Raw genomic sequence first — 11,759 nt, 5'->3', positions numbered from 1 at the left:
GGCCCCAACCCCCCCCCCGCCCGGGCGGGGGGGTCCCCCCGCGCCCGGGCCCCCTCGCCCCGGGGGGGGGGGGGGGGGCTACCCCCCCCGCCCCCCCCCCGCCCGCGGGGAGGACGGCGCCGCTCAGTGGGTGCCGAAGGAGTGCACGGTGGTGGAGCGGTAGGTCTGCCCCGGCCGCAGGACCGTCGACGGGAACGAGGGGTGGTTGGGGGAGTCCGGGAAGTGCTGGGTCTCCAGGCAGAACCCGTCGCCCTGCCGGTAGACCCGGCCCGAGGAGCCGGCGAACGCCCCGGTCAGGAAGTTGCCCGTGTAGAACTGCACACCGGGCTCGGTGGTGGCGATCCGCATGACCCGGCCGGAGACGGGCTCGGTGACCGTCACGATGTGCTCGGGCGCGGCGGTGCGGCCCTTGTCGAGCACGAAGTTGTGGTCGATGCCCTGCCCGTACAGGATCTGCTGGTGCGCGGAGCGGATGTCGCGGCCGATCGTCTTCGCCGAGCGGAAGTCGAACGGGGTGCCCGCGACGGGCGCCAGCTCACCGGTGGGGATCAGGGTGGAGCCGACCGGGGTGTAGCGGCGGGCGGCGATCTGGACCTCGTGGTCGTAGATGCCGCCGTCGCCCTCGCCGCGCAGGTTGAAGTACGTGTGGTTGGTGAGGTTGACGACCGTCGCCTTGTCGGTGGTGGCGGTGTAGTCGATCCGCCACCGCGCGTCGGCGGTCAGGGTGTAGACGACCTTGACCTTCAGCGTGCCCGGGTAGCCCATCTCGCCGTCCGCGCTGGTGTAGCGCAGCACCAGACCGGCGTCCGAGCCCGCCTTGAAGCCCTCGACCTCCCAGACCCGCTTGTCGAAGCCCCGGTCGCCGCCGTGCAGGCTGTTCGGGCCGTCGTTGACGGGCAGCTGGTAGGTGTGGCCGTCCAGGGTGAACTTCCCGCCCGCGATGCGGTTGCCGTAGCGACCGATCAACGCGCCGAAGTACGGGCTGTTCGCCACGTAGCCGGCGATGTCGTCGAATCCGAGGGACACGTTGACGCGGCGGCCGCGCCGGTCGGGCAGCTCCAGGGTCTGGACGACACCGCCGTACGAGAGCACCTTGAGGGTGATCCCGCCGTTGCTGACCGTCCAGATGTCGACCTTGGTGCCGTCCTCCAAGGTCCCGAAGTGTTCCTTGCTCACCTTGCTCCCGCCTGCGGGCCTGTGCCGGGCGTCGGCGGTCTGCCCCGCCGTGCCGGCCTTTCCGGCCGCCCAGGCGCTCGTCCCGCTGATCGCGGGCGCGACCGCCCCGAGCGCCGCGCCCGCGATCAATGTACGTCTGTTCACTTGCGGCTCCTTCGATAGGTAGCTGCTTTACGAACCGACCTTGCGCTTGTTCCAGACGTCGAAGCCGACCGCGGCCAGGAGCACCAGACCCTTGATGACCTGCTGGTAGTCCGTGCCGATGCCGACGAGCGACATCCCGTTGTTGAGCACCCCGAGCACCAGGCCGCCGATGATGGCGCCCAGCACGGTGCCGACGCCGCCGGTGGCGGAGGCGCCGCCGATGAAGGCGGCGGCGATGGCCTCGAGCTCGAAGTTGATGCCGGCCTGCGGGACACCGGCGTTGAGCCGTGCCGCGTAGACCACACCCGCGAGCGCGGCGAGCACGCCCATGTTCACGAAGACCAGGAAGACGACCCGCTTGTCCTTGACGCCGGAGAGCTTCGCCGCCGCCTGGTTGCCGCCGAGCGCGTACACATGGCGGCCGATCACCGCGTTGCGCATCACGAAGCCGAAGACGATGAGCAGCCCGGCCAGGATGAGCAGCACGATCGGCACGCCGTGGTAGCTGGCCAGCGTCATGGTGAAGGCGACGACGCAGGCGACGATGGCGAGCAGCTTCAGCAGGAAGAAGTTGCGCGGCAGCACGTCCAGGTCGTACGCGAGCTGCTGGCGGCGGTCGCGGATCTCCTGGACGACGGCGATGGCGATCACCACGAGACCGATGAGCAACGTCAGGTTGTGGTAGTTGGTGTGCGGCCCGACCTCGGGCAGGAAGCCGTTGCCGATCTTCTGGAAGCCGCGCGGGAAGGGCGAGATGGACTGGCCCTCCAGGAAGATCTGCGTGCCGCCGCGGAAGAGCAGCATGCCGGCCAGGGTCACGATGAACGACGGGATCCCGACGTACGCGATGAAGTAGCCCTGCCAGGCACCGGCGACCGCGCCGATGAGCAGGCAGGCGACCAGGGCGAGCGGCCACGAGACGTGGTGCTGGATGATCATCACTGCGCCGGCCGCGCTGACGAAGGCCGCGAGCGAGCCGACGGACAGGTCGATGTGGCCGGCGATGATCACGACCATCATGCCGATCGCCAGGATCAGGATGTAGCTGTTCTGGCCGATGAGGTTGGTGACGTTCTGCGGTTTGAGCAGGATGCCGCCGGACCATATCTGGAACAGCGCCGCGATCAGCACCAGCGCGATGATCATGCCGTACTGGCGCATGTTGCGCCGGGCCGCCTGCAGCAGGAGGCCGGCGGCTCCGGCCGCCGCGCCGCCGCCCTCGGCGGCCGTTGCCGCGCCCCCGGCGGGCGGCGGAGGAGTCTTGTCGGTCTTCACCGGGCTGCCCATCTCAGTTACCTCGGTCCATGGTCATGTGGCGCATCAGCACTTCCTGGGTCGCGCTCTCGCGCGGGATCTCCCCGGTCAGCCGGCCCGCGGACATCGTGTAGATGCGGTCGCACATGCCGAGCAGCTCCGGCAGTTCGGAGGAGATGAAGACGACGGCCTTGCCCTGGGCCGCCAGGTCGTTGATGACCGTGTAGATCTCGTACTTGGCCCCGACGTCGATGCCCCGGGTGGGCTCGTCGAGGATGAGGACCTCCGGCCCGGCGAAGATCCACTTGCTGAGGACGACCTTCTGCTGGTTGCCACCGCTCAGCTTGCCCGTGGTCTCGAAGACCGTCGGGGTCTTGATGTTCATCGTGGAGCGGAAGGACTCGGCGACCCGGGCCTCCTCGTGCTGGTTGACGACGCCGCGCCGGGCGACCTTGGACAGGGCGCTGAGCGAGATGTTGCGGCTGATGTCGTCGATGAGGTTCAGCCCGTAGTGCTTGCGGTCCTCGGTGACGTACGCGATGCCGTGGCCCACCGCCTCCGGGACGGTGCGGGTGCGGATCTCCTTGCCGTGCAGGTAGACCCGGCCGCTGATGCCGCGGCCGTAGGAGCGGCCGAAGACGCTCATGGCCAGTTCGGTGCGGCCGGCCCCCATCAGCCCGGCGATGCCCACGATCTCGCCGCGCCGGACGTCGAGGGAGACCCCGTCGACGACCTTGCGCTGCTGGTCGATCGGGTGGTGCACGGTCCAGTCCTCGACGGCGAAGGCCACCTCGCCGATCTCCGGCTCCCGCTCGGGGAAGCGGTGGTCGAGGTCGCGGCCCACCATGCCGCGGATGATCCGCTCCTCGGTGACGGTGCTGTGGCCGTCCTCGTCGGTGGCCTTCATGTCGAGTGTCTCGATGGTCCGCCCGTCGCGCAGGATCGTGATGGAGTCGGCGACCCTGGCGATCTCGTTGAGCTTGTGCGAGATGATGATGCAGGAGATGCCGTGCTCCTTGAACTCCATGATGAGGTCAAGGAGCTTGCGGCTGTCCTCGTCGTTCAGGGCGGCGGTCGGCTCGTCCAGGATGAGGAGCTTGACCTCCTTGGACAGCGCCTTGGCGATCTCGACGAGCTGCTGCTTGCCCACGCCGATGTCCGCCACGCGGGTGGTGGGCCCGTCGGCGAGCCCGACCCGCTTGAGCAGCCGGCCCGCGTGCCGCAGCGTCTCGTTCCAGCTGATGACACCGCGGGTGGAGTGTTCGTTGCCGAGGAAGATGTTCTCGGCGATGGACAGGTACGGCACCAGGGCGAGCTCCTGGTGGATGATCACGATGCCGCGCTGCTCGCTCGCGCGGATGTCGCGGAACTCGCAGGTCTCACCCTGGAAGAGGATCTCCCCTTCGTAACTGCCGTGCGGGTAGACCCCGCTGAGCACCTTCATCAGGGTCGACTTGCCCGCACCGTTCTCACCGCAGATGGCGTGGACCTCGCCCTCGGCGACAGTCAAGGTGACGTCGGAGAGCGCCTTGACCCCTGGGAAGGTCTTGGTGATGGAGCGCATTTCGAGGACGGGTCCGGCCATTCCTGCTTTCCGTTCTCCTCGGGTGGTGGGAAGTGACGATCGTCGGTCGTGGTCCGGCTCCGGGACTACTGGAGCTCGGACTCCTTGATGTAGCCGGAGTCGACGACGATCTCCTTGTAGTTCGACTTGTCGACGCTCACCGGCGGCAGCAGGTAGGTCGGGACGACCTTGGTGCCGTTGTTGTAGGTCTTGGAGTCGTTGGTCTCCGGCTTGCCGCCGGTCAGCACCGCGTTGCCCATCTGGACGGCGACCTTGGCCAGTTCGCGGGTGTCCTTGTAGACGGTCTGGGCCTGCTCGCCCGCGATGATCGACTTGATCGAGGCGACCTCGGCGTCCTGACCGGTGACGATCGGGAGCGGCTTCTTGCCGGTGCCGTAGCTGACGCTCTTCAGCGCCGAGATGATGCCGCGGGAGATGCCGTCGTACGGGGAGAGCACCGCGTCCACGTCGTCGGAGGTGTACGACTTGCTGAGCAGGTCGTCCATGCGGGCCTGGGCGGTGGCGCCGTCCCAGCGCAGGGTGGTGACCTGGTTGAGCTCGGTCTGGCCGCTCTTGACCACCAGCTGCTTCTTGTCGATGTACGGCTTGAGGGTGTCCATCGCGCCGTTGAAGAAGTACTTGGTGTTGTTGTCGTCGGGCGAGCCGGCGAAGAGCTCGATGTTGAAGGGGCCCTTCTTGCTGCCGTCCTGCAGGCCCAGCTTCTCGAGGATGTAGCCGGCCTGGAGCTGGCCGACCTTGTAGTTGTCGAAGGTCGCGTAGTAGTCGACGTTCGCCGAGCCCAGGATGAGGCGGTCGTAGGAGATCACCTTGATGCCCGCGTCGTGGGCCTGCTGCAGGACGTCGCTGAGGGCCGAGCCGTCGATGGCGGCGATGACCAGCAGCTTGTCGCCCTTGGTGATCATGTTCTGGATCTGGGCGACCTGGTTCTCGACCTTGTCGTCGCCGTACTGCAGGTCGGTCTTGTAGCCCTGGGCCTGGAACTGCTTGACCATGTTGTCGCCGTCGGCGATCCAGCGCTCCGAGGACTTGGTGGGCATGGCGATGCCGATGGTGCCGCCCTTCCCACCGTCCTTGTCGCCGCCGCCTCCGGTGTTGTCGCTCTGCCCGCAGGCGGTCGCGGTGGCGCCGAGGGCGAGGGTGGCTATCAGCGCGGCTGTGGTGCGCAGACGTGCGGCTCTGGCGATGCGCATGGCTGATCAGATCCTTTCGGCGGCCAGGCGGGGGTCGGTCGCCTGGTCCGGGTCGGTCGCGATGTCCAAGGGGAAGCGGTGGAGCGGACCCGGCTGCCGCGCGCCCAGCGGGGAGAGCCCGCCGTCCGCGCCCAGCCGGGAGAGCAGGTCGAGCACAAGGCGGCCGCGCCGGACCCGCTCGCGGGCGGTCGTCAGGGCGACCTCCCGCAGCTGACGTCCGTACGGGTAGATGCCGGGGGCCTTGCTCAGCCCGAACTTGAGGTAGATCGGCGCGCCGCGGCGGATCAGCTCCGCCGCGTCGTAGAGCCGGACGAAGCCGCCGAGGTCGTCCGGGGCCTCGATGTAGAAGTCCATCGGCGCCCGGCTGACCCGGCGGATCTCGGTGATCTGCTGGAGGGTCAGGTCGGAGGGGATGTTGATCGAGTCGGCGCCCAGCCGCTCCCACACCGTGTAACCCGCCGGGTTGACCGGGCCGACCAGCGCCGAGACCTTGAAGGTGGTGTCGGCCGGCAGCAGGCCCTGCTCGCGCAGCTGGTGCAGCAGCCACAGCACGCCCTCGTCGGCGACGAGCAGGCAGCGCACGCCCAGGGCGGCGGCGCGCAGCGCGTCCTCGACGCAGCCGGCCACCTGGTCATGGCCGCGGGCGCGCAGGCCCCCGCCGCGGGAGTCGGTGCGGGTGGCGGCGCCGATGTCCCAGGTGCCCCGGGGACCGGTGAACAGGCAGAGCTCGACGTCCCGTTCGGCGCAGGCGGTGACCATCTCGGTGATCTCCGCGTCCGTCAGCATCCAGATGCCGCTGCCCTGGCTGATCCGGTGCACCGGCACCTCCAGCCGCTCGCTCTCCTCCAGCACGGTGGCCAGCGCCTCCGGGCCCTCCACGGAGGGGATCTCGGTGCGCCAGGTGCCCCCGTCGGGGAAGGAGTACGGGGAGGCGTCGGCCGGGTCGTCCGCCGGCGCGCCGTGACCGAGGAGGGTGAGCGCGTACTGGCCCGGGTGTCGGGGACCGCCTGCGGTGCCGGCCGTGCCGGGGCTCGGGGTGGGTGCGTCGGTCACGGTGCTCCTTCGTTCTCGCCGTTCGATATCTCGGACGACGTTCGGTTCATTGGGTATGGGTGGGCACGGATGGGACATCGGATGTCCGCCGTGCACGGAGCGGTCACGGACGCAGCAGCACCTTCCCCACCTTCGGATCCCTGTTCCCCAGCAGTCCGAGGGCGTCGGCGTACTCCTCCAGCGGCAGGTCGTGCGTGATCAGCGGCGCCGGGTCCAGGATCCCGGCGTCGAAGGCCCGTACGGTGTGGGCCCAGGCGGCGGGCGGCGCCCCGAAGACCGTGTGCACGGTCAGCTGGCGCACCACCAGGTCGGTGGGGTCGAGCCCGAGCGCTCCCGGCGCGGGGATGCCGGTCAGCGCCAGCCGCCCGCCGCGGCGCAGCAGCCCCGCCGACACACGGGCCGCGGAGGCGGACCCGGCGGCCTCGACCACCAGGTCGTACTCCCCGTCCTCGGCGGCCAGTTCACCGGCCGTGCGGAAGCGCGTGGCGCCGAAGGAGGCGGCCAGCTCCTCCCGGTCCCGGCCGGTTCCCACCACCAGCAGCTCCGCCGGCGACACCGCGGCCAGGAACTGCACCGCCAGCATGCCGAGCGTGCCGGTGCCGACGACTGCCACCCGCTCGCCCGGCGCGGCCGGAGCCTTCAGCAGCGCCGCCGCCACGCACGCGGCCGGCTCCAGGAGCACGGCGGTGCGCAGGTCGGCCGCGTCGTCCAGGACGTGCAGCAGCCGGGCGGGCAGCGTCAGGGTGTCCGCCATGGCACCGGGCTGCGTGAAGCCGGTCTCCTCGTACGGCGCGCTGCACAGCGTGGTCTCCCCGGCGTGACAGCGCTCGCAGACCTGGCAGTTGCGGAAGCCCTCGCCGACGACCTTCCGGCCCACCAGGCCGGCGGTCACCCCGGCGCCGACCGCCTCCACCGTGCCGGACCACTCGTGGCCGGGGGTGACGGGGTAGCGGACGTACCCCTCGGGGCGGGTGCCGGCGTGCACCTCCCGGTCGCTGCCGCAGATGCCCGCGGCATGGACGCGGACCAGCGCCTCGCCCGGACCGGGCGCGACCGGTCCGGCCGGCACGATCCGGTGCCGGCCGGGCCCGTCGAGGACGACGGCGCGGGGGGCGTGGACGGTCACTTGGCGCCCTTCGGCTTCCGGCGCTCCCAGCCCTCGGCCCACAGGTCGAAGCGGGCCTGCTGCTGGGGGAACTCGGCGGCGGCGTCGACGTCGAGCTCGACACCGAGGCCCGGCGCGTCCGAGAGCGTGAAGTACCCGTCCTCGCCGACCACGGGGGCGCCCTTGACGACCTTCTTGATCTCGGAGTCCGCGAAGTCGTTGAAGTGCTCGAGGATCTTGAAGTTGGGAGTGCACCCGGCGAGCTGGAGGCTCGCGGCGGTGAGCACGGAGCCGCCGACGTTGTGCGGGGCGACCAGCACGTAGTGGGTCTCCGCGGTGGCGGCCAGCTTGCGGACCTCGCTGATGCCGCCGATGTGCCCGAGGTCGGGCTGGATGATGTCGGCGGCCTGGAGCTCGAACAGCTCGCGGAACTCGTAACGGTCGTGGATGCGTTCACCCGTGGCGATCGGCAGATCGGTGTGGGCGGCCACCTTCGCCAGGGCCTTGAGGTTCTCCGGCGGCACCGGCTCCTCGATCCAGCTCGGCTTGAAGGGCGCCAGCTCGCCCGCGACGCGGATCGCGGTCGCCGGGCTGAACCGCCCGTGCATCTCCACCAGCAGCTCGGCCTCGGGGCCGATGGCGTCGCGCACGGCCTCGATGAGGGAGACGGAGTAGGTGGTGGCCGCGTGGTCCAGCTCGAAGTGGCCGGTGCCGAAGGGGTCGATCTTCAGCGCGCGGTAGCCGCGGTCCACCACGGCGCGGGCGGCCTTGTGGTAGGCCTCCGGGGTGCGCTCGGTGGTGTACCAGCCGTTGGCGTACGCCTTGACCTTCTCGTTCACCTTGCCGCCGAGCAACTGCCACACGGGGACGCCGAGGGCCTTGCCCTTGATGTCCCAGCAGGCCATCTCGATGACGGCGATGCCGGACATGACGATCTCTCCGGCCCGCCCGTAGTCGCCGTACTTCATCCGGCGGACCAGGTCCTCCACCGCGAAGGGGTCGGAACCGGATATGTGGTTGGCCTCCGCCTCGCGGAGGTAGCCGAGCAACGCGTCGGTGTGGCCGAGCATGCGGGTCTCGCCGACGCCCGTGAGCCCCTCGTCGGTGTGGACGAGTACGTAGGTGAGATTCCGCCAGGGTGTACCGACCACATGGGTGCTGATGCCGGTGATGCGCACGGGAAGCCGCCCCTTACAGGGTGTCGTTCGAGATTTCGTCACACGTTCGAAATGTTGAAGGGAACGTAGTTACGGGCTCCCGGCGGTGTCAATGGGTGTGCCGGGCAGGTGTCGGCGATGTTGCCGAAGTGAGTCCGTCCGCCCGTGACGCGTGCCGTTCCGTGTCCGAAACCCCGGACGAACGGCCGAACCCGGCCCGGCTGGGCCTAGCCGCCGGCCGGGTTCGGCCCGAAGGCCGCCGCGTAGACCAGCCCCGCGAGCTTGGCCTGTCCCTCGGCGCTGGGGTGGAACCAGTCCCAGGGGCTGAGCTCCTTCTGGGTGAAGCGGTAGTCGAAGACCATGCCGCCGTCGTAGCGGCAGCGCACGTGGCGCGCGCACTCCTGCCGCAGCACGTCGTTGTACGCCATCACCCTTTCGCGTACGGTCTGCCGCCGTTCGCGGGCGGCCGTGCTCATCGACTCCGCGTCGGACAGCATCGACGGGCACAGGCCCAGCTTCCAGATCTGCCGTCCCAGCACGTTCTGCCGGCCGACGTCCCACAGGCGCATCAGGTCGGGCACGCTCGCGACGAAGACCTGGGCCTTCGGCAGCTTGCTGTCGAGGGTGCGCAGGGCGGCGGAGAAATCCTTGCGGTATTCGGCCACCGGGGTCATGCGGTCGATGCTGCGCGCGCACGCGTCGTTGGCCCCCATCAGGATCGTCACCTGCTGCGGCCGCAGCGCGACCGCCTTCTCGGCCTGCGCCGGCAGGTCGTGCATCCGGGCGCCGCTGGCCGCCAGGTTCCAGCTCTCGGTGGCCGGCCGGTTCAGCACCCGGGTGGCCACGCTCTTCACGGAGCTGCGGCTGCCGGTCGCCCAGGACAGGTCCGGACAGTCCGTCAGGATCCCGCAGGCGTCGAAGGCGCGGGTGATGGAGTCGCCGAGCGCGGCCAGCGAGGCTGGGGTGGTGTCCCACACCTGCGCGGGGCGCTTCACCGCGCCCGCCCGCCCGGCGGCACCGGCCTCGGTGCTCCCGGGGCCGTCGGTGGCCGAGCAGCCGGCCCCGAGTGCCGTCGTGAGCAGCGTGACCAGCGCGATCAGGGCGCCGCTGACCCCGCGCGGGAGCGACTGGCGCATCCGTTCTCCCTCGGACGAGTGGGTGACTTCTCGCTGATCCCGACAGTACGTCACTCCTCACCTGACGCCGCGCGGTAGCTTTTTCCCTGACAGGTGGTGCGAAAGAGGTGATCAGAGGTCAGATCTTGTCTCATTCGTTATGATTAGTGCAGAATGTCCACTGCTGTCCCGGATGGCTCGGTTATGGGCATGAGGCCGCTGGGGAAGGCGTACCTCGTCCCACACTGGAGGTCCCGGTGACGACACGTGGAGTTCTGTACGTGCACTCCGCGCCACGCGCGCTCTGCCCGCACGTCGAGTGGGCCGTCGCGGGCGTGCTCGGCGTGCGCGTGAACCTGGACTGGATCCGCCAGCCCGCCTCTCCCGGCACCTGGCGGGCCGAGTTCTCCTGGCAGGCGGAGCCCGGCACCGCCTCCAAGCTGGCGTCCGCGCTGCGCGGCTGGCATCTGCTGCGCTTCGAGGTCACGGCGGAGCCGTGTGCCACCGCCGAGGGGGAGCGCTACAGCAGCACGCCCGAACTCGGCATCTTCCACGCCGTCACCGGCATCCACGGGGACATCCTCATCCCCGAGGACCGGCTGCGCGCCGCGCTCGCCCGCGCCCGCAAGGGCGAGGCCGACCTGGAGACGGAAGTCGCCAAGCTGCTCGGCAAGCCGTGGGACGACGAGTTGGAGCCCTTCCGCTACGCGGGTGAGGGCGCCCCCGTGCGCTGGCTGCATCAGGTCGTCTGACGCTCCGCCACCCGCCGTGGTGCCGCGGCGCCGTCCGGCGCCGGCGGCTCGCCGCCCCCGCGCGCCGCGGTGCCCGGCCACCACACCTTCGGGCCGATGTCCCGTACCAGCGCGGGCAGCAGCAGCGAGCGCACCAGCAGGGTGTCCAGCAGCACCCCGAAGGCAACGATGAAGGCGATCTGCGCCAGGAAGGCCAGGGGGATCACGCCGAGCGCCGCGAAGGTGGCGGCGAGCACCACGCCCGCCGAGGTGATCACCCCTCCGGTGGCGGTCAGCCCGCGCAGGACGCCCTGCCGTGTGCCGTGACGCAGCGTCTCCTCGCGGACCCGCGTCATCAGGAAGATGTTGTAGTCCACCCCGAGGGCGACCAGGAAGACGAAGCCGTACAGCGGCACCGAGGCGTCCGTCGCCGAGAAGCCGAACGCATGGCGGAAGACCAGCGCCGACACGCCCAGGGTGGCGGCGAAGTTGAGCGCCACCGTGGCGACCATGAGCAGCGGCAGCAGCAGACTGCGCAGCAGGGCGGCCAGGATCACCAGGATGATCGCGAGGACGACGGGGACGACGAGCGTGCGGTCGCGCTCCGCGGTCCGCTGGGTGTCCACCTGCTGGGCCGTGTAGCCGCCGACCACCGCGTCCGCGCCGGGTACCGCGTGCACGGCCGTGCGCAGCCGCTGCACCGTGGCCTTGGCGGCGTCGCTGTCTGCGGCGTCCTTCAGCGTCACCTCCAGCAGGACCCGGCCGCCGGCGACGAACGGCTCGCCCCCGCCGGGCCGGCCGGCGGCGGTGAGCGGGGCGGCGGAGTCGACGCCGTCGGTGCCGGCCGCGGCCCGGGTGACCGGGTCGAGCCGGTCCGCCTCCGCGATGACCACGGCGGGGTTCCCCGCACCGCCGGGGAAGTGCTCGCCGAGGACGCGCTGGGCGGTCACCGAGGGCGCCTGGTGGACGAAGATCTCATCCAGCGGCACCCCCCGGGCGGTCAGCGCGGGGGAGAAGGCGGCACAGCCCACCAGCAGCGCCAGGCTCGCGGCCCACACCCGGCGCGGCGCGCGGTCCACGAGGGCCGCGATCCTCCGCCACACGCCCTCCCCCTCCGGACGCCGCTCCCGGGGCCGGGCGGGCCAGTAGGCGGCCCGGCCGAGCAGCAGCAGCGCCGCGGGCAGGAAGGTCAGGCTGCTCGCGACGGCGCAGACGATGCCGACGGCGCCGACCGGGCCCAGGGCCCGGT

10 protein-coding genes are annotated in these 11,759 nt (G+C 70.7%); 1 reads left to right on the top strand and 9 read right to left on the bottom strand.

Annotated features, from left to right (window positions below; genetic code table 11):
- Nucleotides 1-123: 123 nt before the first annotated feature.
- From ACFV3E_RS36465 to ACFV3E_RS36430, 8 genes are all read right to left on the bottom strand, one after another.
- On the bottom strand, nucleotides 124-1,320 hold the full coding sequence (locus ACFV3E_RS36465; RefSeq protein WP_500539210.1) for an aldose epimerase family protein: 1,197 nt from the start codon (nucleotides 1,318-1,320) through the stop codon (nucleotides 124-126).
- Nucleotides 1,321-1,347: 27 nt separating this feature from the next.
- Nucleotides 1,348-2,607 (bottom strand): multiple monosaccharide ABC transporter permease, encoded by a 1,260-nt coding sequence (gene mmsB, locus ACFV3E_RS36460; RefSeq protein ID WP_500539208.1) that lies wholly within the window; start codon nucleotides 2,605-2,607, stop codon nucleotides 1,348-1,350.
- A gap of 1 nt (nucleotide 2,608) precedes the next feature.
- The gene (mmsA, locus tag ACFV3E_RS36455; RefSeq protein ID WP_500539206.1) at nucleotides 2,609-4,159 is read right to left on the bottom strand and encodes a multiple monosaccharide ABC transporter ATP-binding protein; all 1,551 of its coding nucleotides are present in this window, start codon (nucleotides 4,157-4,159) and stop codon (nucleotides 2,609-2,611) included.
- A 65-nt stretch (nucleotides 4,160-4,224) separates the two neighbouring features.
- Nucleotides 4,225-5,349: a type 1 periplasmic-binding domain-containing protein gene (gene chvE, locus ACFV3E_RS36450; RefSeq protein ID WP_499511728.1), complete on the bottom strand. Its 1,125-nt coding sequence runs from the start codon at nucleotides 5,347-5,349 to the stop codon at nucleotides 4,225-4,227.
- A 6-nt stretch (nucleotides 5,350-5,355) separates the two neighbouring features.
- Nucleotides 5,356-6,402, bottom strand: a complete 1,047-nt coding sequence (locus tag ACFV3E_RS36445) for a hypothetical protein (protein WP_500539204.1) — start codon at nucleotides 6,400-6,402, stop codon at nucleotides 5,356-5,358.
- 103 nt (nucleotides 6,403-6,505) lie between these two features.
- The gene (locus ACFV3E_RS36440) at nucleotides 6,506-7,528 is read right to left on the bottom strand and encodes a zinc-dependent alcohol dehydrogenase (RefSeq protein ID WP_500539202.1); all 1,023 of its coding nucleotides are present in this window, start codon (nucleotides 7,526-7,528) and stop codon (nucleotides 6,506-6,508) included.
- Complete coding sequence (locus ACFV3E_RS36435; RefSeq protein ID WP_500539200.1) at nucleotides 7,525-8,685, bottom strand: mandelate racemase/muconate lactonizing enzyme family protein; 1,161 nt, start codon at nucleotides 8,683-8,685, stop codon at nucleotides 7,525-7,527. The genes ACFV3E_RS36440 and ACFV3E_RS36435 overlap by 4 nt, the downstream gene beginning before the upstream one ends.
- Before the next feature lie 206 nt (nucleotides 8,686-8,891).
- Nucleotides 8,892-9,800 carry an SGNH/GDSL hydrolase family protein gene (locus ACFV3E_RS36430; protein ID WP_500539198.1) on the bottom strand — a complete coding sequence of 303 codons (909 nt, stop codon included), beginning with the start codon at nucleotides 9,798-9,800 and terminating at the stop codon, nucleotides 8,892-8,894.
- 236 nt (nucleotides 9,801-10,036) lie between these two features.
- On the opposite strand from ACFV3E_RS36430, the gene ACFV3E_RS36425 reads away from it, so the two are divergent.
- Nucleotides 10,037-10,531 (top strand): DUF3145 domain-containing protein, encoded by a 495-nt coding sequence (locus tag ACFV3E_RS36425; protein ID WP_499511723.1) that lies wholly within the window; start codon nucleotides 10,037-10,039, stop codon nucleotides 10,529-10,531.
- Here ACFV3E_RS36425 and ACFV3E_RS36420 read toward each other — a convergent pair.
- On the bottom strand, nucleotides 10,519-11,759 hold a 1,241-nt coding region (locus ACFV3E_RS36420; protein ID WP_500539196.1), incomplete at its 5' end, for an MMPL family transporter. The genes ACFV3E_RS36425 and ACFV3E_RS36420 overlap by 13 nt on opposite strands.

The sequence above is a fragment of the Streptomyces sp. NPDC059718 genome (assembly GCF_042733315.1).
GTDB lineage: Bacteria > Actinomycetota > Actinomycetes > Streptomycetales > Streptomycetaceae > Actinacidiphila.
The sequence above is the reverse complement of the archived record's forward strand: the minus strand, read 5'-3'. Positions and strand labels throughout refer to the sequence as shown.